We start from the raw sequence: 25,757 nt of genomic DNA, 5'->3' as shown, positions 1-25,757 counted from the left end.
GGGAGAGGAGCTTCCCAAGGCGGGGGTTGATGCGCCCGTCGGCGCCTGAGACTGTCGCCGCGAACCAGGGGACATCTCTTGCAGTCGATGAAATCACTCGCCGCGGCTTCCATCGCGGCCATGGCGCTCGCCACTCCCGCCCATGCGGCCGAACCCCCGGGCTGGCCCGCGTTCCGCGCCATGTTCCAGGAGATGGTCGAGACCGACTCCAGCTACGCTAGCGGCGACTGCACGGTGCTGGTCAACAAGACCGCGGCGCGCATGAAGGCCGCCGGCTTCCCGGCCGAGAACCTGCACATCTTCGTGCCCGAGGGCGCGCCCAGGGCCGGCAACCTGGTCGCCGTGCTGCCGGGCAAGGACCCCAAGGCCAAGGCGGTGCTCATGCTGGGCCACATCGACGTGGTCAACGCGTTCCGCCAGGACTGGACCCGCGACCCCTACGTGTTGGTCGAGGAGAATGGCGAGTTCTACGGCCGCGGCGTCTCGGACATGAAGGCGCAGGACGCCATCTATGCCGACAACATGGTGCGCTATCACGCCGAGGGGCTGAAGCCGCGGCGTACGATCAAGATGGCCCTGACCTGCGGCGAGGAGCCCAGCCCGTTCGTCAATGGCGCGGCCTGGCTGGCCCAGCACCCGCGTGAGCTGATCGACGCCGGGATCGCGGTGACCGAAGGCGGCGGGGGCGACCTGGATGACCAGGGCAAGAAGCTGGCCGTGACCGTGATGGCCGCCGAGAAGGCCACCACCAACTTCACCCTTGAGGTCACAGGACCGGGCGGCCACTCGTCGAAGCCGCGGCCCGAGAACCCGATCACGATCCTCAGCGAGGCGCTGGTGAAGCTGGGCGCCCTGCCGTTCCCCACGGAATTCAACGCCTTCAGCCGCGCCTATTTCGAGGCCGTGGCGCCGCAGGTGGATGCCGAGACCGGCGCCGCCATGCGCAAGGTGCTGGTCGATCCGACCGACGCGGCCGCGACGGCCATCGTCAACCGCTCGATGAGCCGCCGCGCCATGGTGCGCACCACCTGCATTCCGACCCTGATCGAAGGCGGACACGCCTCGAACGCCCAACCGCAGCGGGTGCGCGCCACCGTGAACTGTCGCCTGCTGCCGGGCCAGTCGGTGACCGCGGTGCAGTCGGCCATGGAGAAGGCGGTCGCGGACCCGCGGGTGAAGTTCAGCGCGCCGCCTCCGCCCACGATTCCGCGGCCGGAGATATCCCCGCTGACGCCGCAGATCATGGACCCGATCCGCGCCGTGGCGGCAAAGGTCTATCCGGGCGTGCCGGTGACCCCGATGCAGGAGACGTTCGGCACCGACTCCACCCGCCTGATCGCTGTGGGCATTCCCACGTTCGGCTTCTCGGCCCTGTTCCGCGGCGATGACGCCGGCAACATCCACGGCCTGAACGAGCACGTCTCCGTGCAGTCGGTCATGGAAGGGCGCGAGTTCCTCTACCGGCTGATCAAGGCGTACGCCGACCAGAAATAGCCGGCTTATGCCGGCGGCTTCGTCGAGGCCGTGATCTGGGCCTTCGACATCGCGCTGACCGCGCCCCCATCCGCGCCGGGCGTCAGGTTTGAGGCCGGCAGGTTCACGTTGCGGCCGTCGACGCTCACCGAGACGGTGGTGGCCCCGTCGGGCGTCTTGATCACGCGCGCGATCGTGCCGATCATCTGGCCCTGGGCGTCCTTGACGATCGCGCCGGTCCTGTAGGGCGACCCGGCCATCGCGGTCGTGTCGGTCGCGGGCGGCGTCGTGGCGCTGGGCGGGGCCGGCGGATTGGGGCCCGTGGCCGAGACCGGCGGGTTCACCTGGGTCGACGCCGGCGGGGCGGCCGGTTGCGCCTGGGCGAGCCCCGCCACGAGGCTCAGGGCCGCGCCGGTCTGAAGGATACGCATCATGTCATCTACTCCGCTTCGCCGCACCCCGGCGGGGTTAGGAACCGGGTGGGGGCGGCAAGGGTTCCGTGACGCGGCCCGCGGGCGGGTGTGCGATCGCCCGGAATTCCGGTCCTGCAACATCCGTCGCCCGGCTGAAATCCGATACGCGCATTTGCGCCGGATCAGGGGCGCGCAGAAGACAAGGTGAAATTGCGTATGAAGCGTCTGACAAGCGTGCTCCTCACGGCCTCGGCCGTGGCTTTGAGCCTGACCCACGGCGCCCGGGCGCAGGCGCCGCGCCAGCCCTCCAACGACACCGCGCCGGCAGCGGGCGCTGCGCCGGAGGACGAGTTCGAGGTCGAGGAAGTGGTGGTCGTCGGAGGGCGTACGACCTTGCGCGGGTCGGTGGTCGGCGAAGCCTCGCCCGAGCTCACGTTGGATCCGCGTGAGATCAGGGCGCTGGGCGTCAGCTCGGTCGACGAACTGCTGGCGGCGCTGGAGCCGCAGCTGGCCAGCGGCCGCGGGCGCGGCGGCGGGCGCCCGGTGACCCTGGTGAACGGCATGCGGATTTCCAGCTACGCCGAGATCCGGGACCTGCCGCCCGAGGCGATCGCCCGCATGGAGGTGCTGCCCGAGGAGGTGTCGCTGCGCTACGGCTACCGCGCTGACCAGCGGGTCGTGAACTTCGTCCTGCGGCGGCGCTTCCAGGCGCTGACGGTGGAGAGCGGCGTGACCTTGCCCACGGCCGGCGGCCGCGCTGCGGCCAACGCCAGCGCAAACGTCCTGCGCCTGCGCGGCGACACCCGCACGCAGCTGGACGTCAAGGGCAGCTACTCCGGCGCGCTGCTCGAGAGCGAACGCGACGTGCGCCGCACGGACGGCCAGAACGGGGCGCTGCGCTCGCTCCTGCCTCAGGGCGAGAGCCTGGCGGTGAACGGGGTGCTGGCGCGGCCGTTCGGCGAAATCCTGTCGGGCAGTGTGAACGGGCGCTTCGAGGTCACCGGGTCGGAAGGCCGGCTCGGACCGTCGGGCGATCCCCTGCTCGCCGCAGGCGCGCTGGATCCGCTGCGGCGGCTCAACGACGGCAGCGCGGCGCACCTGGGCGGCGGCCTGAACGGCGCGATCTCGGGTTGGCGCTGGTCGGTCACGGCCAATGCCGACCGCGACAAGAGCCGCACGATCACGGAGACGGCCTACGACCCGATCCTCCAGGCCTTCCAGGCGTCGAACGTCTCTCGCTCGACCACCACCTCGGCCGACATCGAGGCGCTGGTGAACGGCTCCCTGTTCCAGTTGCCGGCCGGGCCGGTGAACCTGGCGATGACCGTCGGCGCCGACACGCTGGACCTGAAGGGGGAGTCGTTCCGCCGCGGCGTCTTCCGCGACACCGACCTCGACCGGCAGTCGGGCCGGGCTCAGATCAACGTCGATGCGCCCCTGTTCAGCCGCACGCGGGGAGGGTCTGGCGTCCTGGGGTCGCTGTCGCTGAACTTCAACGCCGAGGTCGAGGAGCTCTCCGACTTCGGGACCCTGACGACCCTCGGCGGCGGCGTGACCTGGTCGCCCATTGAGGCCATCCGCCTGGTGGCCTCGATCACGGACGAGGACGGCGCGCCCACGGTGCAGCAGCTGGGCAATCCCGAGATCGCCACGCCGTCGGTGCGGGTCTTCGACTTCACCCGCGGCGAGACCGTGGAGGTGACGCGCATCGAGGGCGGCAACCCCAACCTGACTGCCGACAGTCGGCGCGTCCTGAAGCTGGGTGTGACGCTGAAGCCGTTCGACGAGACCGACTTCGTGGTTCGCGCAGACTACACACGCACGCGGCTCGAGGACGAGGTCGCGAGCTTCCCGGCGGCGACGCCCGAGATCGAGGCCGCCTTCCCGGGGCGCTTTGTGCGCGACGCGTCGGGGCGGCTGGTGCAGGTCGACGTGCGGCCGGTGAACTTCGCCGAGCACAATCGTGACGAGCTGCGCTGGGGGTTCAACTACAGCCGCCCCCTGAAGAACACCCGCCCGCCGCCGTTTGCGCCGCAACGGCCCGCCGGCGCGCCAGCCGCCGACGAAGGCGGCCGCGGACCCGGCGGAGGCTTCAGCGGCCGGGGCGGCGGGTTCGGCAACCGTGGCGGCGCGGGCGGCAACCTGCAGTTCGCCGTCTTCCACACCTGGCGCCTCAAGGACGACGTGCTGATCCGGCCGGGCGTGCCGGTGCTGGATCTGCTGGACGGCCAGACCCTGGGCGGCGGCTCGGTGACGCCCAAGAACCAGGTCGATGTCCAGGCCGGCGTCTCGCGCAACGGGCTCGGCGCCAGGATGACGGCGCGCTGGCAGGAGGGCGGGCGTCTCGAAAGCGGATTCGGCGGCTCGGGCCTGAAGTTCTCGGACCTGTCGACATTGAACCTTCGGCTGTTCGCCGATCTGGGCATGCAGCCGATGGCGCGCGAGAACCCGTGGATGCGCGGCGCGCGGGTGAGCCTGTCGGTGGACAACCTCTTCGACGAGCAGGTCGACGTGCGCGACTCGGCCGGCGCAATCCCGATCAGCTATCAGCCCGACCTGCTGGACCCGCTGGGCCGCACGCTGCGCATCAGTTTCCGCAAGATCTTCCTGCCGCCGCGGGCGGTCCCGCCGCCCGGCGCGCGCCGCGAACCCCGGACCTAGAGACCCAGGATCGCCTTGGCCATGATGTTGCGCTGGATCTCGTTCGAGCCGGCGTAGATCGAGCCGGCGCGGTCGTTCAGGTACTTGGCCGCCACGGTCCAGGCGTAGTCCGGGCCAACGCCGGTGGGGTCGTTCGGGACGACGTGGCCCGGCGACGGACCGCCCGGCGAGACCATGTGCGGCTGGTAGACCGCGGCGAACAGGCCCGCGGCGGCCAGCGCGATCTCGGTGAGGCGCTGGCTGAGCTCGGTGCCGACCGTCTTCTGCAGCGACGACTCCGCTCCGGGCGCGTCGCCGGCCGACAGCCGCGACAGCAGGCGCAGTTCCAGCGCCTCCAGCGCCTCGATCTGGATCGCCGCGTCCGCCGCCTGCCGGCGCAGCGCATTGGCCTCGTCGGCCAGTTCGGGTCGGCCGGCGCTCTCGGCCTCGATCATGGCTGCGATCTTGCGCAGTCGGGTGTGCAGGCTCGGCGTCTGAACGCTGCCGCCGCGCTCGAACTGCATGAGGTACTTGGCGACGGTCCACCCCTCGCCGATCCGGCCCACGACATTGGCCTTGGGCACGCGGACGTCGGTGAAGAAGACGTGGTTCTGGATGTGCTCGCCCGACAGCGACAGGATCGGCTGCACCTCGACGCCTGGCGTGCGCATGTCGATCAGCAGGAAGGTGATGCCCCGCTGGGGGATCGCCTCCTTGGCGGTGCGGACGAGGCAGAAGATCCAGTTGGCGACCGCGGCATGGGTCGTCCAAAGCTTGTGGCCCGAGCAGATGAAGTCGTCCCCGTCCTCGACTGCGCTCATCTGCAGCGAGGCGAGGTCAGACCCCGACTGGGGCTCGGAGTAGCCCTGGCACCAGAAGTCCTCGCCCCTCAGCATACGGGGCAGGTAATGGGCCTTCTGCTCGGGGCTGCCGTGACCGATCAGCACCGGGCCGCACATGCCCAGGCCCATCGGCGACAGGGGCGGCGCGTGGGCCTTGGCCAGCTCGCTCCCGAAGATGTAGCGCTGGGTGACCGACCAGTCGCAGCCGCCGTAGGCCTTGGGCCAGGCCGGGACCAGCCAGCCCTTCTCATAGAGGATTTTCTGCCAGGCCAGGGCCACGTCGCGCTCGGCGTAGACGCTGGTCAGCGTCTTGCCCACGTGCCGCAGCTCAGGCGTGAGTTCGGCATCCAGGAACGCCTGCACCTCATCGCGGAACCGGCGGTCCGCGTCGCTCCAGCTCAGGTCCATTCGCAAGGCCTCCCGATTGAGGCGACCAGCCTAGGGGGCCTGCCGTGGCGTCGGCATAGCCGCTAACGGCGGCTCATGAAGGCCTCGAAGCGGTCCTTCCAGTCGGGATGCCATCGCGAGAGCGCCGGGCGGTTCTCGATGATGTCGCCCATGGCCCAGGCCATCCGCTTCTCGTCCATGTCGCGGCTGACGTCGTTGTCTGGGCAGAGAATGTAGAAGTCGCCGTCGGCCAGTCGCTCCAGCATGAACCCGACCACCTGATCGGGGCTCCAGGCTGCGGGCGGCTTCTCGGCCGAGCGGGCGGTCATGCCGGTGAAGGTGTAGCCGGGAACGAGGAGGTGGGCGCTGATCCGGCAGCCTTCGGTGCTGCGCAGCTCGTGCTGCAGCGCCTCGGCGAACGACTTCAGGGCGGCCTTCGAGACATTGTAGGCGGCGTTGCTCGGCGGGGTGGTGATGCCCTGCTTGGACCCGGTGGCGATGACGTAGCCGTGCCGGCCGGCCGCGACCATCCCGGGCAGGAAGGCCTGCACGCCGTTGATGACGCCCCAGAGGTTCACGTCGAGGAGCCGGCGCCACGCGTCGGGGTTCCGCCAGCAGGACCCGGGATTGAGGCCCATGCCGGCGTTCAGCATGAGCACGCCCACATGGCCGAAGGCCTCCAGCGCCGCGTCGCGCAGCCGTTCGAGATCGCCGGGGATCGAGACGTCGACGGGGACGGCGATGGCGCGTGCGCCACCCGCCTTGAGGCCCGTCAGGGCCGCGTCCAACGTCTCGCCGGGAAGGTCGGCGATGGCCACGGGCAGGCCCAGGGCGGCAAGGCGATGGGCCGCGGCGAGGCCGATGCCGCTGGCCCCGCCGGTGATGACCGCCGCCCCGCCATCGGCGAGGGGCGGTAGTCGCTTGAGGTCGATGTCGGTCATCCGCGCAGTTTAGCGCGGCGCCATCCGGATTGCGCCGTCCAGGCGGACGGTTTCGCCGTTGAGGTAGCCGTTGCGGCACATGGTGACGGCCAGGTCGGCGTACTCTTCGGCGTGGCCCAGGCGCTTGGGGAAGGTCACCGAGGCGGCGAGGCCGGCGTACACCTGCGGCGCGCGGGTCTTCAGGCCGCCCAGCATCGGGGTGTCCATGATGCCCGGCAGGATGGTGTTGATGCGGATGCCGTCGCCCGACAGGTCGCGGGCGATCACCAGGGTCATGCCCTTGATGGCCGCCTTGGCCGCCGAGTAGGCGACCTGGCCGATCTGGCCTTCTTCCGCCGCAACCGAGCCCGTGTTGACGATGGCGCCGCGGTCGCCGGTCTCGTCAGGCTCCAGGTTGGCGATCATGCCCGCCGCGCTCTTCACGATGCAGCGGAAGGTGCCCACGGTGTTGAGCTCCAGCACGTACGAGAAGTCCGAGACCTTGAACGGGACGACCTCGCCGGTCTCCTTGTTCTTGCCGACGGTCTTGCCGCCCCGGCCGCCGCCGGCGCAGTTGATGAGGATGCGCTCCTGGCCATGAGCCGCACGCGCCTTGGCGAAGCCGGCGTCGACCGAGTCTTCGTCCATGACGTTGACCTGGCAGAAGATCGCGCCCGTTTCCTTGGCGGCCGCCTCGCCGGTCTCGGCGTTGAAGTCGAAGATCGCGACCTTGACGCCGAGATTGCGCAGGGCCTGGACGGTGGCCTTGCCGAGGCCGGACGCGCCGCCGGTCACCACCGCGGCCACGGAGCTGTCGAGTTTCATGAGGGTCTCCAACGTTCGTTGGCCGACGCTTAGCACGGCCGAAGGCTGACGCAGGGCGAGGCTCGTTGGGGTGAGACCACGGGTCATATTTGTGAGCGCGCCCGTCATGGCCCGCGCGCCGTCGGGGCGTGAAGCTTCAGGCCACCGTTCGAAGCGTGCGAGAAATCCGATGCCCCGTCATCTCTGGCTGATCCTGGCCTGCGTCCTGTTCGCCGGCGCCGCGGAGGGGGCCGACTACAAGGCGCCGCGCAACGCCGCGGGCCAACCTGACCTGCAGGGCATCTGGACCAACACCTCCCTGACCTGGCTGCAGCGTGCTCCGATCTTCAAAGGCCTCGTTGCGACCGAGGCCGAGGAGAAGTTGATGATGGCCGGCTTCAAGCAGATGGCGGCCGGCCTGCTCGACACCCACGTCGACCCGAACCTGCCGGCGCCGCCGGTGGTGAAGGACGCGCCGCAGGCCGACATCCTGGAGATGGACCTGAAGCTGGCGCGCATCGGCGGCCAGCCGCGGTCGTCATGGATCATCGAACCGGCCGACGGCAGGCTGCCCTTCACGGATGCCGGAAAGAAGGCCGCCCGTCAGTCCGGCGACAACTACGACGGGCCCGAAGGTCGGCCCCTGGAGGAGCGCTGCCTGATCGCCATCGGCTCGTCGGAAGGCCCGCCGATGATGAACACCGGCTTCAACGGCCACTACCAGATCGTCCAGACGAAGGACCATGTGGCGATCTCCATCGAAATGAACCACGACGTGCGGATCATCCGACTGACCGACAAGGCCCGCCCGCCCGCCGGCGTCCTGCCATGGATGGGCGACAGCATCGGCTGGTGGGAGGGCGACACGCTGGTCGTCGAGACCGTGAACTTCCACCCGAAGACCTATGTGGGCTCGCTCACCGGCGGGTTCATGTGGTCGCCCAAGGGCCGGCTGGTCGAGCGGTTCACCCGCACCGGGCCGAACGACATCCTCTATGAGTTCGCCGCTGAGGATCCCGTGATGTTCACCAAGCCCTGGAAAGCTGAGATGGCGCTGCGCGCGGCCAAGGGCCCGATCTACGAGTACGCCTGCCACGAGGGGAACTACAGCCTGCCCAACGCCCTGTCGGGCGCGCGCTACGAGGAGAAGAGCCCGCCGCCAGCCGAGCCGACGGCGCCCGCAAAACCGCCCTGAAGAACACCCTCGACTGGCGTCACGTAAGGGGGTGTCAGGTGCGGCCAAGAGCGCGAAATCGCGCGCCGGGAGCCGCCCATGAACCTCGACTTTTCAGACGACCAGAAGGAGCTGCAGGACCAGGTCCGCCGCTACCTGACCGAGAAGTGCCCGACCACCGCCGTCCGCGCGATCCTGGAGGGGCCTGAGCCGTTCGACCGGGCGCTTTACAAGGGCCTGGCCGAGATGGGGGCGCTGGGCGTGGCGATCCCAGAGGCCTACGGCGGCATGGGGCTCAGCCATCTGGAGCTCTGCCTGGTGGCCGAGGAGCTGGGCCGGGCGATCGCGCCCGTGCCGGTGTCGTCGTCGATCTACCTCTGCGCCGAGTTCCTGCTCCAGGCGGGGACCGAGGCCCAGAAGCAGGCTTGGCTGCCGAAGCTGGCCAGCGGCGAGGCGGTCGGGACGTTCGCCTTCGTCGAGGGCCAGGGCCGGATGAGCGCCGACAAGATCCACGCGACGGTGAAGGACGGGAAGCTCTCGGGCGTGAAGGCGCCCGTGGCCGACGGCGACAGCGCCGACGTCGCCATCGTGGCGGCGCGCACGGGCGCGGGCCGCGGCGAGAACGCGATCTCGCTGTTCGTCGTCGACCTCTCTGGGTCGGGCGTGACGCGTGAGGCGCTGGAGACCATCGACCCGTCGCGCAGCTACGCCAAGATCACTTTCGACGGCGCGCCCGCCGAACTGCTGGGCGGCGAGGGCGACGGCTGGCGGATCGCCGAGCAGGTCCAGGACAAGGCCGCGATCCTGATGGCCTTCGAACAGGTGGGCGGCGCCGACCGGGCGCTGGAGATGGCCCGCGACTACGCGCTGGATCGCATGGCGTTCGGCCGGCCCATCGGCTCGTTCCAGGCCATCAAGCACCTGCTGGCCGACATGTACGTCTCGGCCACTCTGGCGCGGTCCAACTGCTACTACGGCGCCTGGGCCCTGGCCTCGAGCGCGGCCGAGCTGCCCATCGCGGCGGCCACCGCCCGGGTCTCGGCGACGCAGGCCTTCCAGCACTGCGCCAAGAACAACATCCAGACGCACGGCGGCATGGGCTTCACCTGGGCCTTCGACTGCCACCTCTACTACCGGCGCTCGAACGCGCTGGCCCTGTCATTGGGCTCGCTGTCGACCTGGGAAGACCTGCTGATCGAGCGCATGCGCGGCTCGAACGTCGCGGCCGCGTAAAGGAGACGGATCATGGATTTCGACGACACACCCCAGGAAGCCGCGTTCCGCGCCGAGGTCCGCAGCTGGATCGCCGCCAACGCGCCCAAGCATCTGGAAGACCAGCTCAAGCGCGCCGGCTTCGCCTCGTCGGGCATCGAGAGCGAGGATCCGATGGCCGCTTCCAAGGCCTGGCAGAAGAAGAAGGCCGACGCCGGCTGGGCCTGCCTGCACTGGCCGAAGGAGTACGGCGGCCGCGCCGCCACGCCGATCGAGCGGGTGATTTTCGGCCAGGAGGAGGGCGTCTACGGCGCGCTCTCGGGCCCCTTCATCATCGGCCACGGCATGTGCGGCCCCACCGTCATGGCCTGGGCGAGCGAAGAGCATAAGCGCCGCCTGCTGCCGCCGCTGGCCAGCGGCGAAGAGATCTGGTGCCAGCTGTTCTCGGAGCCCGCCGGCGGCTCGGACCTTGCGGGCCTCCGCACCAAGGCCGTGCCGGCCGACGACGGGTCGGGCGACTGGATCATCTCCGGCTCGAAGGTGTGGACGAGTGGCGCCCAGCATTCGCAGTGGGGCCTCCTGATCACCCGCACCGACCCCGATGTGCCCAAGCACAAGGGCCTGACGATGTTCTTCCTGCGGATGGATTCGCCGGGCGTCGATGTTCGGCCGATCAAACAGGCGAATGGCCAGTCGGGCTTCAACGAAGTGTTCTTCGAGGACGTCCGCATTCCCGACAGCCAGCGCCTGGGCGCGGTGGGGCAGGGCTGGGAGGTCTCGCTGACCACCCTGATGAACGAGCGGCTGTCGATCGGCTCGGGCATGTCGACCGGCTTCCCCGAACTGTTCCAGTTCTGCATGGACGCCGAGATCGATGGCCGGCCGGCGGTCGACGACGCCGCGGTGCGCTCGCGGCTGGCGCAGTACGCGGTCCGGCAGACGGGCCTCAAGTACACCGGCATGCGGGCGATCACGGCCCTGTCCAAGGGCCAGACGCCGGGGCCGGAGAATTCGATCGGCAAGCTGGTGGCGGGCGCCACCATGCAGGACCTGGCGATGTTTGCGCTGGACCTGCAGGGCCAGGCCGGCGTGGTGTGGGACGAGAGCAGCCCCATGAACGCGCGGTTCCAGGCCATGCTGATGCGCTCGCCCGCCACCCGGATCGAGGGCGGCTCGGACGAGATCCTGCGCAACATCATCGGCGAACGCGTGCTGGGCCTGCCCGGCGACATCCGCGTCGACAAGAACGTCGCGTTCAAGGACATCCCCACCAGCGGCCGGAGCCAGGCATGAGCTTTCCCCTTCCCAATGCGTCCATCGACCTGAGCGGACAGGTGGCGCTGGTCACCGGCGCCTCGTCGGGCCTGGGCTATCGCTTCGCCAAGGTGCTGGCGGCCCAGGGCGCCAAGGTCGCCATCGCCGCGCGGCGCGTCGACAAGCTGGAGGCGCTGGCCGAGGAGATCCGGGCGGCCGGCGGCGTGGCGCTTCCCGTCGCCATGGACGCCACCGACGCTGATCAACTGATCGCCGCGGTGGCGAAGGCCGAGGCCGAGCTGGGGACTGTCACGATCCTCATCAACAACGCCGGCATCCCCGACGCCCAGCGCGCCCACAAGATGTCGATCGAGCTGATCGACCAGGTGCTGGACATCAATGTCCGCGCGCCCTTCATCCTGGCCTGCGAAGTGGCGCGCCGGCTGATCGCGGCGGACAAGCCCGGGCGGATCGTCAACATCGCCTCCGTGGCGGCCTTCTCGTACACGGGCGGCGGGGCTGCCCTGTATTCGGTCAGCAAGGCCGCGGTGGCGCGTTCGGCCGAAGTGCTGGGCGTGGAGTGGTCGCGCTACAACATCAACGTCAACGCCATCGCCCCGGGCGCCTTTGCATCCGAGATGATGGACGGCATGCTCTCGCGGATGGGCGACATCACCCAGCGCTTCCCGCGCCAGCGCATCGGCGACCCCGCCCAGCTGGACTCGACGCTCCTGTATCTGGTGGGGCCGGCGTCGGATGCGGTGACTGGCACGGTGATCCGCGTGGACGACGGACAGGGCGGCCGCTAGAGCCGCCTGCAATAGGGTTCTGGGAGGGTAGGATGAAGGCCTTGATCATCGGCGCCGTCATGGCGTTCGGACTTGCCGCAAGCGCCGTCGCCGCGCCGCCGGAGGTCACGGCCGTCCCGGGCGCGCCGACCCTTGGCTTGGCGGCCTACGATCTCAAGACCGTCGGCTACGTCGTCGAGGAGCATTTCCTCAAGGGGACGGCCCAGAGCTATCGCAAGGTCGGCGAGGCGGGGCCGGACGGCAAATGGCAGGCCGAGCCGGCCGACACCGCGGCCTACGCCACCCGCATCGTCGTCGTACGTCCCGCCGACCCCGCGAAGTTCAACGGGACCGTCGCGGTCGAGTGGCTGAACGTCACCAGCGGCCTCGATCTGGGACCGGACTGGGCCTACACGCACCGCGAGATGATGCGGGCGGGCTATGCTTACGTCGCCGTCTCGGTCCAGAAGGTGGGCGTCGAGGGCGGTAACAGCATGGGCGGCCCGAGCGTGGGCGCGCTGAAGAAGGCGAACCCGGCCCGCTATGGCGCGCTGAGCCATCCGGGCGACGCGTACGCCTTCGACATATTCAGCCAGGCCGGCCGGGTGGTTCGTCAGGGCGACGTCCTGCGCGGCCTGAAGCCCCGGCGCCTGCTGGCCCTGGGCGAGTCGCAATCGGCGATCTTCATGACGACCTACATCAACGCCATCGATCCGATGGCCAAGGTGTACGACGGCTTCTACGTGCACTCGCGGTTCGGGGGCGCGCCGGGCGTCGACTCCTCTCGGACCCCGCCGCAGCAGTCCCAGACCGGTGTCCGCTTCCGCACCGACGCGCGCGTGCCGATCATGACCGTGCTGGCCGAAACCGACGTGGCCAGCCCGGGCGGCTGGTGGCTGGCCGACCAGCCCGACAATGCCAAGTTGCGCGTGTGGCAGATCCCCGGCGCGGCGCATGCCGACACCTACATGCTGCAGGTCTCGGCGGCGGATTCCGGCCTGGCCCCGATCGAGAAGCTGGCCCCGCTCTGGAAGCCGACCAAGATCACGATCTCGGGCGTGATGGCCAAGCCGATCAACGCCGCGCCTCAGCACCACTACGTGGCGCAGGCGGCCCTGGCGGCCCTGGAAACCTGGGTCCGCACCGGCAAGGCGCCGCCCAAGGCGCCGCGCATCGACCTCACGCCAGGAAAGGCTGGCGGCGCGGCCACCTTGACACTGGACGCGAACGGCAATGCGACGGGCGGCATCCGGACGCCCTGGCAGGACGTGCCCACCGCCAAGCTTTCGGGCTTCGGGAACTCGGGCGGTCCTTTCGCCGGGCTTCTGGGGTCGACCGAGCCCTATGACGCCGACACCCTGAAGCGGCTCTATCCGGGCGGGAAAGGCGAATACCTCAAGGCGTTCGACGCCGCCCTGTCGCGGACCATCAAGGCGGGCTTCATCCTGGAGGCCGACCGCGCCGAGATCCGCGCTCTGGCCGCCGCCCTCTATCCGCAGGGGTGACGGCGGGCGAGGCGGCCGCTAAGTGTTGAGGCAATCAGAACAAGCGGTACGTAGGGAGTCGCCGGAATGGACCTGAAGCCAGGGTCGCGCTGGAAGAGCGCGGTTTGCGACGTCGAGGTCGTGGTGGTGAAGCCGCCTAAGACCGAGGCCACGCTGGAATGTGGCGGCTATCAGGTGATCCCGCACGCCGAGGGCAAGCCCGAGGGCAAGGCCATCGCCGAGGACTTCGCCGAGGGCAGCGCGGCGGGCAAGCGCTACGCCGACGAGGAGACCGGGCTGGAGGTGCTGTGCACCAAGGCCGGAAAGGGCACCCTCACCATCGGCGGCCGCCCGATCGGCGCCAAGGAAGCCAAGAAGCTTCCCGCGTCGGACTGATTACAACGCCTTCCTTTCCCACGAAGTGGGAGAGGGGGACCATCCGCCGGAGAGCGGATGGTGGAGAGGGCGAGCCTCAGGCTCAGCGGTTTCGCCACTCGTCTGCGCGGCGAATGTGGCTCTCCCTCTCCACCACCCGCTCTTCGCTGCGCTCGGCGTGTGGTCCCCCCTCTCCCACTTCGTGGGAAAGGAAGGATCGTGGTTCGGTTGGTGACGATCCTGGAACGGAACACGCTGAGATGCACACAGCCCTGCTCCTCGACATGGTGGCCGATGCGGCGCCGGACCGGCTGGCGCTGGGACGGCGGGCGGATGGGCTGACGTTCGCCGAGGCCCGTCGCCACGCGCACCACGGGGCCGCCTGGCTGGAGCAGCTGGGCGGGACCAACGTGGCCTTCGTCGGCCTGAACGGCCCCAGCCTGCCGGTGGCGATCTTCGCGGCCGGCATGCTGGCCCGGCCCTTCGCGCCGCTGAACTACCGCCTGCCGGACGCCGACCTGAACAAGCTGCTGGCCCGCACCGCCCCGTCGGTGGCGATCGTCGATGACGACATGGTCCCGCGACTGGCGGCGCATGCCGGCGTCACCGTGGTGAGCCGCAGCGCCTTCGACGCGGCCTGCAGGGTTCACGGCGACTGCGAAGCCCAGTTCCTCGATGCGGATCACGACATCGCCGTGCTGCTGTTCACCAGCGGCACGACCGGCGATCCCAAGGCCGCCATTCTGCGCCACCGCAACCTGACCTCGTACGTGATCTCGACGGTCGAGTTCCTGGGCGCCGAAGAGGACGAGGCCGCGCTGGTCAGCGTGCCGCCGTACCACATCGCCGGGATCTCTGCGGTGCTGACCGGGACGTACGGCGGGCGCCGCATCGTGCACCTGGAGGCCTTCACGCCCGAGGCGTGGGTCGAGGCCGCCGCGGCCGAGGCGATCACCCACGCGATGGTGGTGCCCACCATGCTGGGCCGTATCCTGGATGTGCTGGAAAAGACCGGCGAGACCCTGCCGTCGCTGCGGGCGCTGAGCTATGGCGGCGGGCGCATGCCGCTGCCGGTGATCGAGCGCGCGCTGAACATGCTGCCGCACGTGGACTTCGCCAACGCCTATGGCCTGACCGAGACCAGCTCGACGATCTCGATCCTGGGGCCCGACGACCACCGCATGGCGATCTATGCCGACGACGAGGCGAACAGCGCCGCCTGGGCTCGGTGGTGCGCATCTGACCGGGGCTGGAGCTCGAGATTCGCGGGCCGGACGGCGAGGTGCTGGGGCCGAACCAGTCGGGCGAGATCTACGTCCGCGGCGAGCAGGTCTCGGGCGAGTACACCTCCAAGAAGGTGATCCAGGACGACGGATGGTTCGCCACCAACGACGGCGGCTTCCTGGACGAGGAGGGGTTCCTGTTCGTCGAGGGCCGCCTTGACGATGTGATCGTGCGCGGCGGCGAAAACATGAGCCCCGGCGAGATCGAGGACGTCCTGCGCGAGCATCCGGGCGTGGCCGATGTGGCTGTGCTGGGCCTGCCCGACAACGAATGGGGCGAGAAGGTCGCCGCCGTGGTCGTGGCCGGCGAGACCGCCCCATCCGCCGACGAGCTGGCCGCCTGGGTGAAGGCCCGGCTGCGCTCGTCCAAGACCCCCGAGGTCTGGGCCTTCCGCGACGCGCTGCCCTACAACGACACCGGCAAGCTCCTGCGCCGGCAGCTCAAGGCCGAGATGACGAAGAGCTGAGGCCGCGGCAGCGCCCCCTCCACCGCTTCGCGGTCCCCCTCCCCCGCAAGCGGGTGAGGAACGGGAGCGACAAGTTCCTCCCCCATGCCAATGGGGGAGGGGGACCGCGAAGCGGCGGAAGGGGCGTTGGAGCCGCGCTGGACGTTAGCGCCCCAGCGTCCTACGCAGGTCGGGTGGAATCTGGAGTGACGGCGTGGGTAGTCGGGCCCTGATCGCCGATCTGACCGAGCTGGGCGGGGCCGGGCTGGTGGTGACCGAGCTTGGGCTCGATCCGCCGCCTCTGGCCGCGACCGTGGGCGCGGTGCAGCTGGGCGTGCATCGGGGCGGACCGGTCCCGGGCGGGGCGTTGGAGCCCTTCGATATCCTGTTGTCCGCCGATCCGGCCGCGCCGGGGCCCTGGGTCGGCGTGCACCCTTCCAGGCTGGACGCGGTGATCGCCGAACTGAAGGCCGCCGCGGCGCGCCAGCCGGTGGCGGCGGCGGCCTGCGCCCAGGTGCTGCGGATGAGCCTGGACTTGCCCTTCGACCAAGCGTTGGCGGCCGAGTCTCTAGCCTATTCCATGCTGCTCGCGTCTGAGGGTTTTCGGTCGTGGCGCACCGACAATCCCCCGCGCCACCGCGCCGACGACGCCGGTCCCCGCGTGACGGTCGAGGTCGGTCGCGCCATCGCCATCCGCCTGAACCGGCCCGCGGCGCGCAACGCCTTCGACGCGCGCATGCGCGACGAGCTGTTCGAGGCCCTGTCGTTCGCCGTGGACCACCCGGACGCCCTGCCCGTGACCTTGAGCGGCGAAGGCCCCGCCTTCAGCGCCGGCGGAGATCTGGACGAGTTCGGCCGCGCCGCCGATCCGGGCCAGGCGCACCTGATCCGAACCTTGCGCGCCCCGGCCCGGCTGGCGCACCAGCTGGGTGACCGGCTGACCGTGCAGGTCCACGGCGCCTGCGTGGGCGCGGGCGTCGAGCTGCCGGCGGCGGCGGGCCGGATCGCGGCGCGGCCGGGCGCGATGTTCCGGCTGCCGGAAGTGTCGATGGGGCTGATCCCGGGCGCCGGCGGCACGGTCACGATCCCGCGGCGGATCGGGCGGCGGCGCGCCGCCTACATGGCCATTTCGGGCGTCGACATCGACCTGGCCACCGCGCTGGGCTGGGGCCTGGTGGACGAGGTGGCGGTATGAGCTCGATCCGGCCCGTCCTGGATCAACTGTCGCGGGAGATCGGCGACCTGACCGAGCGGCGCGGCCACCGCGTCGAGGTGGTCGACATGCAGGTCACCGATCGTGAGGGCCAGTTTGCGCTGGATCCGCCCGGCGCGCGGATCTCCTGCAACCGCTCTTGCCGCCTGCTGCAGGCGGCCGACGGCTGGCTGGCGCTGAACCTCGCGCGTCCCGAGGACCACGAGCTGGTCCCGGCCTGGCTCGCCGCCGACGTTGGCGCCGACCTCTGGGCCTCGGTGGAAGCACAGGTCGCCGGCCGGCAATGCGCCGAGCTGGTCGAGCGCGCCGCTCTGGTCGGTCTGCCGGTCGCCTGGGTCGGCGAGGTGGCGTCGGAGACCCTCGAAGCCCCCGTGCTGCGAATGGGCTCGCCGGTGGCGCGCGACGGCCGCGACCTGCGGGTGGTCGACCTGTCGGCGCTGTGGGCGGGGCCGCTCTGCGGCGCGATCCTGTCGTCGCTGGGCGCAACGGTCTCGAAGGTGGAAAGCCCCGAACGGCCCGATCCGACGCGCGAGGTGATGCCCGAGTTCAGCCGGCGCCTGAACGGTCGCAAGATGCACCTGACCTACGACCTTCGCGCGCCTGACGGCCGGGCGCGGCTGCGCCGTCAGGTGCAGCGCGCCGACGTCCTGATCACGGGCTCGCGGCCCCGCGCCTTCGCAGGTCTGGATCTCAGACCCGAGGACGTCTTCGCCGGCAATCCCGGCCTCGTGTGGGTGGCGATCACCGGCTATGGCTGGACCGGCGAAGGCGCCGCGCGCGTGGCGTTCGGCGACGACGCGGCGGCGGCCGGGGGACTGGTGTCGTGGGTCGGCGGCGAGCCGCGGTTCCTCGGCGACGCTCTGGCGGATCCGGTCACCGGCCTGGCCGCCGCCGTGGGCGCGCTAAAGGCGCTGGAGGCTGGCGGCGGCTGCCTCGTGGACGTAGCCTTGGCGAAGATGGCGGCCGGCGCGGCCTGGCGGCTGGGCCTCAGGGCATGATCCTCCGCGACGTCGAGGTCGAGGGCCGCCCGGGCCTGGACGTTCGACTGGAGGGTGGCCGGATCGCCGAGATCGGGCCAAGGCTGGCGGCGCGCGGGGACGAGATCGAAGGCGGGGGCGGGGCGCTGATCCCCGGCCTCTGCGACCACCACATCCACCTGTTCGGGTTGGCGGCGCGAGCCGACTCCGTCGTCCTGGACGACGCCGCTTCGGCCGGCGAGGTGGCGGCCCGCATTGCGGCGGCGGCGGCGGCGCGCCCGCCGGGCGCCTGGATCCGTGCGCTGGGCTACCACGAGACCCTCGCCGGCGAACTGACCCGCGCCGAACTCGACCGCCTGGCGCCCCATCATCGGCTGAGGGTGCAGCATCAGACCGGCGCGCTGTGGGTGCTGAACAGTCTGGCCCTCGACGGCCTGCCGCCCGGCGACGATCCCGCCGGGCTGGAGCGAGAGACCGGACGGCTGTGGCGCGGCGACGCCTGGCTGCGGGCGCGGATGGACGCCCAGCCGCCGCCGCTGGCCCCGATCGGGCGGCAGTTGGCCAGCTATGGGATCACCGCTCTCACGGACGCCAGCGTCACCACCGACGCCGAGGCGGCAGAACGACTGGCGGCCGCCCACCGCAGCGGCGCGCTGCCCCAACGGCTGACGTTGATGAGCGGCGGTGCGCTTGAGGCCCCCGCCGACCATGCGTTTGCGGTGGGGCCGGTGAAGGTGCTGCTGGACGACCACGCGCTGCCCGACCTGGACGACTTCCTGTCGCGCATTGCCAGCGCGCGGGCCTGGGGGCGGCCCGTGGCGGTGCATTGCGTGACGGCGGCCGAGCTGGCGCTGACCCTGGCGGCGTTTGGGACGGCGGGCGCGCGACCGGGCGATCGCGTGGAGCACGGGGGCGTCATCGGCGCCGCGGCGGTGGGCGAACTCAAGGGCCTGGGGCTGACCGTCGTGACCCAGCCCGCCTTCATCCGGGAGCGCGGCGACCGCTACGCCGCCCAGGTCGACCCCGCCGAGCAGCCCGACCTGTACCGCTGCGCCAGCCTTCTGGCCGCCGGCGTGCCGGTCGCGGCCAGCTCGGACGCGCCCTACGCCAGCGCCGACCCCTGGGTCGGGATCCGTGCGGCGATCGACCGGACCAGCATCGGCGGCCGGGTGCTGGGCGCCGGCGAGGCGGTGGAAGCGGCGACGGCGCTGTCGCTCTACCTGGGCGAGGCGGCTGACCCGGGCGGCGCCGCGCGGCGCGTGGCCGTGGGCGCGGCGGCTGACCTCGTGCTGCTGGATGCGCCTCTCAGCGAGGCTTTGGCGCAACCCGCGGCCGAGCGTGTGCGTACGACGCTGGTCTCGGGCGCGCTGGCCTACGGGGGCTAGTTCAGCCGGCGCTTGAGGTCGCCAAGGAAGCGCCCCGCGCCGAAGATCTCCACGGCTTCAAACATCGGCTCGCGCTCAAGCATCGCCTCCGCCTCGCGCAGGGCGTCGGCCAGCGCGCCCTGCACGGCCGCTTCACCCGGGCTTTCGAGGTCGCTGCCCAGGGCGCTCAGGGTGAACCACATTCCTGATCTCCCGCTCAGGAAACTGCAGCAAAAAGCCCCGGCGTTTGAGGCTGGGGCTTTTCAGTCTCGTCCAGTCGTCGCTGTCTAGGCGAAGGCGGTCTTCCGGCGTCGGATCATGGCTCCAGCCGCGCCGAACCCGAGGATCATGAGCGCCCATGTGTTTGGCTCGGGCACGACGGTTGTCGTACACCCATCGCCTCGACAGATGGCGTCCCGAGCCACGACATTATAGGTCAGGCCGCTGGCGCCGTCATAGATGTCGGCGGAGAACCACCAGCCGCCCGCGTTCGATGCGAAGCGGTTGCCAGTGCCCTCGCCGGTCAGGAGACCGCTCGAGTTGAACGTGGCGCCGACGCCCGCGAAGGTCAGACCGCCCAGGTTTGTAACGGTGAAGACCAGCGGCGGCGCGTCGCCGTTCTTTTCGCCGTTCTTGGCGTTGCAGCACTTGATGACGTTCGTGAAGTCACCGAACGGGGTCGCGGTGAACGGGCCGCCGGCTTGGCCGCCCCAAACGAACGTATCGACAGGTGCGTTGATCACGCCGGTCGACGTGGTGTTGTTCAGGTTGAACAGGAACGGATCGTGCGGGCCGCCGGTGTTGATGAACTTCGACGCCGCGTTGGTCAGGGTGACCGTGACCTTCACGTTGTTGGCGTCCAGTTCCTCAAGCACGACCTTGCCGTAAGGCGCGTCCGCGTCGTTCGTATCGCCGTCGCGGAAGTCGAGTTCGGACTCCCACGTCAGGGCAAGGGCGGGCCCGGCTGCGGCAAGGGCAGCCACCGCTCCAGCAACTGCCGCACAGTTGAGCAGACTCTTCTTCATGTTCATTGGAGCACCACAGGCATTTATCGAAATATCAACGTATCATGAAGTGATGGAGTGCAGAGGGACGTTCGCCTCCCAAGGGGAATCCCTCGAGGCCACCGCGCTGACCTAGAATTGAATGTGGCCGAGTAGGGTGCGACCCACGGTAGCGGTAGAAAATATTATGATGATATTACAATAAGATAGTTCTCTGCCTGCTGTCCCGGGAAGGCTCTGCGCCAGCTACTCGAATTGGGGAAAACAGCGCGTGAGTCAGGCGCTCTGGACGGGAATCGCCCAAGCGGGCGCGTGCATGGGACAACGCAGAGACGCCGGTCGACGCGATCCCCGAGGCGCGCTATTCAAATCTTGAGATCCAGTCGCATCTAAAGAGGCGGGCGGCGCGGGAATATTCATGGACAACGGGGTCGCCGCCAAATCGCTTGCCGCGCTGGGCCACGAGGGCCGGCTGGCGGCGTTTCGTCTGCTGATCGAGGCCGGGCCTGAGGGGATTCCGGCGGGCGAGATCGCGCGGCGGACCGGGATGCTCCAGAACACCTCGTCGAGCAATCTCAGCATCTTGGCGAGCTGTGGGCTGATTGTCCCGCGCCGCGACGGCCGCTCGATCATTTATGCCGTGTCGTACGGACATTTCGGAGAGTTGCTCGAGTATCTGCTCCAGGGCTGCCGCGATGGTCGGGCCGACCTCGGTTCACCCTTCTTGGCGAGGTTGCTGAAGGCGAGCAGTGAGGGCGGCTCCTACGAGGAGCGACAGGTCCACTCAAAGCGCGAGGATTGCTGCTAGCCGGGGATGTGAGCGGTGCTGCCGTCGGGCCGGGTCACGCGGACGTAAGGTCGGCGCTGGCCGTTCCGGAGTTCATACCCGCCGACGAAGGCATCGACGTCTTCGGATAGCCCGATCGGCACGTCGGCCTCAGGAAACACGATGGTCGTCTTGTCGCCGATGGTGACCACCACCGCGCCGCGATTGGCCAGCGCCTGGACCGCCCACTGCTTGATATGGTCGTAGAACGGCTTGCGCTTCCAAGCGTCGGGTCTGGCCGGCTCGACGTCGATCCGGACCGTGCGGCCATCCATCTCGCGGACGATCATGCCCGACTTGTCGGGCCGCCATGCATCGGGGAACCTCGCGTCGCGAAGCCAGCTGCATTTGAACTCGCGGCAGACGTCCCAGCGGGTCTCGTAGACCCCGCAGCCCTTGCCGGGGATCGCGTGCTCGCACCACACGCAAGCCGGCTTCGCAAGCTCGCGCACGTAGAGAAGCTTGCAGCACATGCTGCAGGGTCCGCAGGAGCGTTCCATGCCCCACCGGGTAGCGGAGACTGCGGCGAAGGGCAAAGAGAGACTCTTTGCGCGAGACTGGTCGGGGGAGGAACCGGGGACGGCCTGCTCCTCCCCCGCGAGGCCGCTCCGAGTTTCGGGGGATCCCCGGAGCGTTGGCGAGAGTTGCGGAACGGGCCGCTCTAGCTCGCCAGCCCCGTGGCGTCGTGGACGATGGCGCCGCAAAGCCGCAGACCGGCCTCGCGCACACTCAGGGCGACCACAATACTGATGGAGGACTCGGTCGACAGGCCGGTCGTGACGATCTGCGTCCGCTTCTCGCCCGCATCCATGATGCAGACGACCTGCTCGGGATTGATCAGGACTTCCCGGCCACCGGAACCGGCCACGGGGAGGGCGACGAACTGCATGACGTGGTGACCAGCTTGCAAGGGTTAAGACCTCGGCAACTGTCCGCCGCCGCGCTTTCCGGAGTGTTTTCAGGAATGATTAACTTCAGCCGCCCGCCCGACCTTTGCGAGACCCCCAGGGTCGAGGCGACGCTCGTGAGGCGACTCAGGCCGCGTTAGGACTTCAGCAGGCCTTCTGAACGCGCGGGGAGGCAGCCGTTCCGGCTGCGGGGGCATGTGGAGAACAGGTTTCTCCGATCCGGCCGCGGCGGCCGGAACATCGGCAATGATATTCCCGCCCGGTCCGTCACCCTTGAACCTCGTTTCTTGCGGGCGGGAGTGGGGCCATGCTCAAGGCGTTCACGAAGCATCCGGAGTCGGTCGGCGAGACCTACTTCCAGCACCTGGGCCAAGCGTCCAGCTTCGCCGGCTCCATGGCCCTGGGCGCGATCTGCTGTTTCCTGCACGGCCTGTTCCCCTTCGCGTTCCAGACCACGGGCAGCCGCCGCATCCGCGCGCTGCACGAGCGGATGGTCACGCACCGCACGGTCGCCCGGCCCGCGCGCAAGCCGATGCCGACCTGGGTCCCGGGCCTGGCGATGGCGGCCCTGCTGACGGGCGCGGCGACCTGGATCGGGCAGATCTTCCACATACCCGTCGCGCCGCTGGCGTTGATCGCGGGCTTCCTGATCGGCGCGCCGCTGGCGGGCCGGATCGACCTGACGCCCGGCATGAAGATCGCCGAGCGGCCGTTGCTGCGGGCTGGCGTGGCCTTGCTGGGCCTTCGTATCGCGCTTGGCGACATCGCCGGGCTGGGGCTGCAGACGCTGATGCTGGTGCTGGGCTGCGTGGCCCTGACCCTGGCGCTGGGTTCGGGCGTGGGCCGGTTGTTCGGCCTGCCGCGCGGGTTCGCGGTCCTGTCGGCCAGCGCCACGGCCATCTGCGGCGCCTCGGCGGCGATGGCGGTCGCCACGGTGCTGCCCAAGGGTCCCGAGGCCGAGAAGCAGACCGGCTATGTGATCGCGGTCGTCGCGACGCTCTCGACCCTGGCGATGCTGGCCTACCCGGCGCTGGCGCACTGGGCGGGGCTGCCGCCGCAGGCTGTGGCCGTGTTCCTGGGCGCCTCGATCCATGACGTGGCCCAGGTGGCCGGCGCCGGCTACTCGGTCTCGCCGCAGGTGGGCGATCTGGCCGTCACCGTGAAGCTGGTCCGCGTGTCGCTGTTGGCCCTGGTGGTGGCGACGGTGGCCTGGTCGTTCGCCAGCGCCGCGCGTGACGCCGCGGCCAAGGGCGTGGGCCGGGCGGCGCTGCTGCCGGGCTTCGTCATCGCCTTCTTCGCCCTGGCCGGCGCGCGCACGGCGGGGCTGGTTCCGGAGGCCATCCTGCCGGCCGCGACCTTCGCCTCGAACATGCTGATCGGCGCCGGCGTGGTGGCCGTGGGCGCCAAGACCTCAATCTCGGGCCTGAAGAGCATGGGCTGGCGTCCGCTGGCGGCTCTCGCCTGCCAGACCGCGCTGCTCTGCGGCCTGGCGTTCGGCGCGGCGCAGTTCGTTTCCTGATCCTTCCCTCCCTTAATGGGGAGGGACAGCTCGCCGAAGGCGAGCAGGGTGGGGAAGTGTGGGCCGAGGCGCGGCGTCGGAGCTTGATCCTGACTCCCCCACCCTGACCGCTGCGCGGTCTGTCCCTCCCCACAAGGGGGAGGGAAAGCCCTACCAGATATCGACCCGCTCGGACGGCGCGACATACAGCTTGTCACCCGGCTGGACGTTCCAGGCCGAGTACCAGCCGGGGATGTTCCGGATGGTGCCGTTGACCCGGTAGTACGAAGGCGAGTGCGGGTCGGAGACCAGGCGCTGCTTCAGCGCGTCGTCGCGCATCTTGGCCCGCCAGACTTGCGCCCAGCCCAGGAACACCCGCTGGTCGCCCGTCATCCCGTCCAGGACCGGGGCCGGCTGGCCCTTCAGCGAGGCTCGGTAGGCGTCCAGCGCCAACGACAGGCCGCCCATGTCGCCGATGTTCTCGCCCATGGTCAGCGCGCCCTGCACCTTGTGGCCGGGCAGGGGCTCGAAGGCCGAGTACTGGGCGCCCAGCCGCATGGCCTGAGCCTGGAACTTGGCGGCGTCTTCGGCGGTCCACCAGTCGCGGAGCACGCCGTCGCCGTCCGACTTGCGGCCCTGGTCGTCGAAGCCGTGGCTGATCTCGTGGCCGATCACCCCGCCGATGCCGCCGTAGTTCACGGCCGGATCCGCATCCGGATGGAAGAACGGCGCCTGCAGGATCGCCGCAGGGAACACGATCTCGTTGTTGGTGGAGTTGTAGTAGGCGTTCACCGTCGATGGCGTCATGCCCCACTCGGACTTGTCGACCGGACCGTTCAGGCGGGCGATGCGGCGCTGCCATTCGAAGGCGTCGGCCCGCGCCGCGTTGCCGTAGAGATCGTCCGCCTTGAAGGTCAGCTTGGAATAGTCGCGCCAGGCGGTGGGGTAGCCGATCTTGACGGTGAACTTGGAGAGCTTCTCGTCGGCCCGTGCGCGGGTCTCGGGACCCATCCAGTTCAGCTTCTCGATGCGGGCCTTCAGCGCCGTGCGGATGTCGGCGACCAGCAGGTCCATCTTGGCCTTGGACTCGGCCGGGAACCAGCGGGCGACATAGATGCGGCCCACGGCCTCGCCCAAGGTGTTGTCCATGAAAGTCGACGCCCGCTTCCAGCGCGCCTTCAGCTCGGGCTGGCCCTGCAGCTCCCTGTCGTTGAACGCGTAGCTGGCCTCCACGAAGCGCTTCGAGAGATAGGGCGCGGCGTCGTTGGTGAGCTGGAACGCCTGCCAGGCCTTCAGCGTCTCCAGCGGGGTGTCGGCGTAGACCTGGGCGTACTTCGGGAACGCCGTGTCGGAGGTGACGATCACCCGGTCGACCGTCGCGGGCAGGCCGGCCGAGGCCATGAAGACCTTCCAGTCGAAGCCCGGCGTCAGTTCGGCCAGCTCGGCCAGGGTCTTGGGCTGATAGGTCTTGTCGCGGTCGCGGCGCTGGATGCGGCTCCAGCTGGCCTGCGCCAGGGCGGTCTCGAAGGCGACGACGGCCTTGGCGTTCTCGGCGGGCTTGTCCCAGCCGATCATGGTCAGCAGTTGGACGACATAGGCCTCGTACTTCGCCTTCTTCTCCGCGAAGGCGGGCTGCAGGTAGTAGTCGCGGTCGGGCAGCCCCAGGCCGCTCGTGCCCGCATAGACAGCATAGCGGGTCGGGTTCTTCGCGTCGGCGTTCACCGAAACGCCCAGGATCGTCGAGTAGCCCACGCCGTCGTTGCCGCGGCCGGCGCCGGGCATGGTCTTGCCCATCAGCTTCGTGAATTCGGCCTTCGTCTTGACCTTGCGGATCTCGCTGAGCTCGGCGGCGATCGGTTTGGCGTCCAGCTTCTCGGCCAGCGCCTCGTTCATGTAGGCCGCATAGCCGGCGGCGATGCGGGTCGCATCCGGGTCGGTCAGCTTTCCGGCCGCCGCGTCTTCGAGAATCGCGTGCACGCGGGCCTCGGACAGCACGCGCAGGGCGTTGAAGGCGCCCACATTGGTCTGGTCCGCCGGGATCTCGGTGCGGTCGTACCAGGCGCCGTTGGCGAACTTGAAGAAGTCGTCGCCGGGCTTCACCGAGCGGTCCATGCCTGAGAGATCGAAGCCCCAGGTCCCGTAGCTGGGGGAGGCCAGGGAACTTGCGGCGCCTGACGGCGCGTCCGCGGCCTCGAACAGCGCCTGCATCGTGCACCCGTCATCCAGGCACGCGCGATCTTCGGCGAGGGCGGGCTGGGCGGCCAGCACCAGCGCGGCGGCGCCGGCTGCCGACAGCAGGATTTTGCGCGTCTGGGAGATCATCGGTCTTTTCTCTGTGGAAGCGAGCGGCGGTTTCGGGCGGAACCGTTCAGGTCGCGCAAGAAACGAGGAATTTCGATCCCATGCAATGGCGCCGCGACGGACGTGCGTCGCTGGCCATCAGCCCTTCAACCGCGATGGCGCGCCAGCGCC

General features: G+C 69.8%; 24 protein-coding genes. 15 read left to right on the top strand and 9 right to left on the bottom strand.

What is annotated here, in order from left to right; translation table 11 throughout:
- Nucleotides 1-87: 87 nt before the first annotated feature.
- On the top strand, nt 88-1,494 hold the full coding sequence (locus ACQ66R_RS08730; protein WP_430421084.1) for a M20/M25/M40 family metallo-hydrolase: 1,407 nt from the start codon (nt 88-90) through the stop codon (nt 1,492-1,494).
- A 5-nt stretch (nt 1,495-1,499) separates the two neighbouring features.
- Here ACQ66R_RS08730 and ACQ66R_RS08725 read toward each other — a convergent pair whose 3' ends face one another.
- Nucleotides 1,500-1,907, bottom strand: a complete 408-nt coding sequence (locus ACQ66R_RS08725; RefSeq protein WP_430421082.1) for a hypothetical protein — start codon at nt 1,905-1,907, stop codon at nt 1,500-1,502.
- A gap of 195 nt (nt 1,908-2,102) precedes the next feature.
- On the opposite strand from ACQ66R_RS08725, the gene ACQ66R_RS08720 reads away from it, so the two are divergent.
- Nucleotides 2,103-4,547 (top strand): Plug domain-containing protein, encoded by a 2,445-nt coding sequence (locus ACQ66R_RS08720; protein WP_430421080.1) that lies wholly within the window; start codon nt 2,103-2,105, stop codon nt 4,545-4,547.
- On the opposite strand, the gene ACQ66R_RS08715 is transcribed toward ACQ66R_RS08720, so the two are convergent.
- From ACQ66R_RS08715 to ACQ66R_RS08705, 3 genes are all read right to left on the bottom strand, one after another.
- On the bottom strand, nt 4,544-5,776 hold the full coding sequence (locus tag ACQ66R_RS08715; RefSeq protein WP_430421078.1) for an acyl-CoA dehydrogenase family protein: 1,233 nt from the start codon (nt 5,774-5,776) through the stop codon (nt 4,544-4,546). The two genes, ACQ66R_RS08720 and ACQ66R_RS08715, sit on opposite strands and share 4 nt — an antisense overlap.
- A 62-nt stretch (nt 5,777-5,838) precedes the next feature.
- Entirely contained in the window at nt 5,839-6,696 is an 858-nt protein-coding gene (locus tag ACQ66R_RS08710; protein WP_430421076.1) for an SDR family NAD(P)-dependent oxidoreductase, read from the bottom strand.
- A gap of 9 nt (nt 6,697-6,705) precedes the next feature.
- Entirely contained in the window at nt 6,706-7,500 is a 795-nt protein-coding gene (locus ACQ66R_RS08705; RefSeq protein WP_430421074.1) for an SDR family NAD(P)-dependent oxidoreductase, read from the bottom strand.
- 169 nt (nt 7,501-7,669) lie between these two features.
- Here ACQ66R_RS08705 and ACQ66R_RS08700 point away from each other — a divergent pair, with 169 nt between their 5' ends.
- From ACQ66R_RS08700 to ACQ66R_RS08650, 11 genes are all read left to right on the top strand, one after another.
- Nucleotides 7,670-8,674, top strand: coding sequence for a hypothetical protein (locus tag ACQ66R_RS08700; RefSeq protein WP_430421073.1), 1,005 nt, complete (start codon nt 7,670-7,672; stop codon nt 8,672-8,674).
- A 78-nt stretch (nt 8,675-8,752) separates the two neighbouring features.
- A complete protein-coding gene (locus ACQ66R_RS08695; protein WP_430421071.1) occupies nt 8,753-9,886 on the top strand; it encodes an acyl-CoA dehydrogenase family protein in 1,134 nt (377 codons plus the stop codon).
- Between the two features lie 12 nt (nt 9,887-9,898).
- Entirely contained in the window at nt 9,899-11,158 is a 1,260-nt protein-coding gene (locus ACQ66R_RS08690; RefSeq protein WP_430421069.1) for an acyl-CoA dehydrogenase, read from the top strand.
- A complete protein-coding gene (locus ACQ66R_RS08685) occupies nt 11,155-11,928 on the top strand; it encodes an SDR family NAD(P)-dependent oxidoreductase (RefSeq protein WP_430421067.1) in 774 nt (257 codons plus the stop codon). Before ACQ66R_RS08690 ends, ACQ66R_RS08685 begins: the two co-directional genes overlap by 4 nt.
- A 32-nt stretch (nt 11,929-11,960) precedes the next feature.
- Nucleotides 11,961-13,412 (top strand): alpha/beta hydrolase domain-containing protein, encoded by a 1,452-nt coding sequence (locus ACQ66R_RS08680; protein ID WP_430421065.1) that lies wholly within the window; start codon nt 11,961-11,963, stop codon nt 13,410-13,412.
- 66 nt (nt 13,413-13,478) lie between these two features.
- Nucleotides 13,479-13,787, top strand: coding sequence for a hypothetical protein (locus ACQ66R_RS08675; protein WP_430421063.1), 309 nt, complete (start codon nt 13,479-13,481; stop codon nt 13,785-13,787).
- Nucleotides 13,788-14,026: 239 nt separating this feature from the next.
- On the top strand, nt 14,027-15,127 hold the full coding sequence (locus tag ACQ66R_RS08670) for an AMP-binding protein (protein WP_430421061.1): 1,101 nt from the start codon (nt 14,027-14,029) through the stop codon (nt 15,125-15,127).
- On the top strand, nt 15,049-15,516 hold the full coding sequence (locus ACQ66R_RS08665; protein WP_430421059.1) for a class I adenylate-forming enzyme family protein: 468 nt from the start codon (nt 15,049-15,051) through the stop codon (nt 15,514-15,516). Before ACQ66R_RS08670 ends, ACQ66R_RS08665 begins: the two co-directional genes overlap by 79 nt.
- 193 nt (nt 15,517-15,709) lie before the next feature.
- Complete coding sequence (locus tag ACQ66R_RS08660) at nt 15,710-16,690, top strand: enoyl-CoA hydratase/isomerase family protein (protein ID WP_430421057.1); 981 nt, start codon at nt 15,710-15,712, stop codon at nt 16,688-16,690.
- Nucleotides 16,687-17,706: a CoA transferase gene (locus tag ACQ66R_RS08655; RefSeq protein WP_430421056.1), complete on the top strand. Its 1,020-nt coding sequence runs from the start codon at nt 16,687-16,689 to the stop codon at nt 17,704-17,706. Before ACQ66R_RS08660 ends, ACQ66R_RS08655 begins: the two co-directional genes overlap by 4 nt.
- On the top strand, nt 17,703-19,070 hold the full coding sequence (locus ACQ66R_RS08650; protein ID WP_430421054.1) for an amidohydrolase family protein: 1,368 nt from the start codon (nt 17,703-17,705) through the stop codon (nt 19,068-19,070). The genes ACQ66R_RS08655 and ACQ66R_RS08650 overlap by 4 nt, the downstream gene beginning before the upstream one ends.
- Here the strand turns inward: ACQ66R_RS08650 and ACQ66R_RS08645 are convergent.
- Both ACQ66R_RS08645 and ACQ66R_RS08640 read right to left on the bottom strand, forming a co-directional pair.
- Nucleotides 19,067-19,252 carry a hypothetical protein gene (locus ACQ66R_RS08645; protein WP_430421052.1) on the bottom strand — a complete coding sequence of 62 codons (186 nt, stop codon included), beginning with the start codon at nt 19,250-19,252 and terminating at the stop codon, nt 19,067-19,069. The genes ACQ66R_RS08650 and ACQ66R_RS08645 overlap by 4 nt on opposite strands.
- An 84-nt stretch (nt 19,253-19,336) precedes the next feature.
- Complete coding sequence (locus tag ACQ66R_RS08640) at nt 19,337-20,032, bottom strand: PEPxxWA-CTERM sorting domain-containing protein (protein ID WP_430421050.1); 696 nt, start codon at nt 20,030-20,032, stop codon at nt 19,337-19,339.
- A 439-nt stretch (nt 20,033-20,471) separates the two neighbouring features.
- Here ACQ66R_RS08640 and ACQ66R_RS08635 point away from each other — a divergent pair, with 439 nt between their 5' ends.
- Entirely contained in the window at nt 20,472-20,861 is a 390-nt protein-coding gene (locus ACQ66R_RS08635; protein ID WP_430421048.1) for an ArsR/SmtB family transcription factor, read from the top strand.
- Here the strand turns inward: ACQ66R_RS08635 and ACQ66R_RS08630 are convergent.
- Together ACQ66R_RS08630 and ACQ66R_RS08625 are read right to left on the bottom strand one after the other, a co-directional pair.
- The gene (locus ACQ66R_RS08630) at nt 20,858-21,352 is read right to left on the bottom strand and encodes a YkgJ family cysteine cluster protein (RefSeq protein ID WP_430421047.1); all 495 of its coding nucleotides are present in this window, start codon (nt 21,350-21,352) and stop codon (nt 20,858-20,860) included. The two genes, ACQ66R_RS08635 and ACQ66R_RS08630, sit on opposite strands and share 4 nt — an antisense overlap.
- Nucleotides 21,353-21,540: 188 nt before the next feature.
- Nucleotides 21,541-21,768 carry a hypothetical protein gene (locus tag ACQ66R_RS08625; protein WP_430421045.1) on the bottom strand — a complete coding sequence of 76 codons (228 nt, stop codon included), beginning with the start codon at nt 21,766-21,768 and terminating at the stop codon, nt 21,541-21,543.
- A 326-nt stretch (nt 21,769-22,094) separates the two neighbouring features.
- On the opposite strand from ACQ66R_RS08625, the gene ACQ66R_RS08620 reads away from it, so the two are divergent.
- The gene (locus ACQ66R_RS08620) at nt 22,095-23,306 is read left to right on the top strand and encodes a putative sulfate exporter family transporter (protein WP_430421043.1); all 1,212 of its coding nucleotides are present in this window, start codon (nt 22,095-22,097) and stop codon (nt 23,304-23,306) included.
- A 150-nt stretch (nt 23,307-23,456) separates the two neighbouring features.
- Here ACQ66R_RS08620 and ACQ66R_RS08615 read toward each other — a convergent pair whose 3' ends face one another.
- A complete protein-coding gene (locus ACQ66R_RS08615) occupies nt 23,457-25,607 on the bottom strand; it encodes a M13 family metallopeptidase (protein WP_430421042.1) in 2,151 nt (716 codons plus the stop codon).
- Nucleotides 25,608-25,757: the final 150 nt, after the last annotated feature.

Source organism: Phenylobacterium sp., from assembly GCF_965284355.1.
In the GTDB taxonomy this organism is placed as follows: domain Bacteria; phylum Pseudomonadota; class Alphaproteobacteria; order Caulobacterales; family Caulobacteraceae; genus Phenylobacterium.
This window is presented reverse-complemented; position numbering and strand designations above follow the sequence as displayed.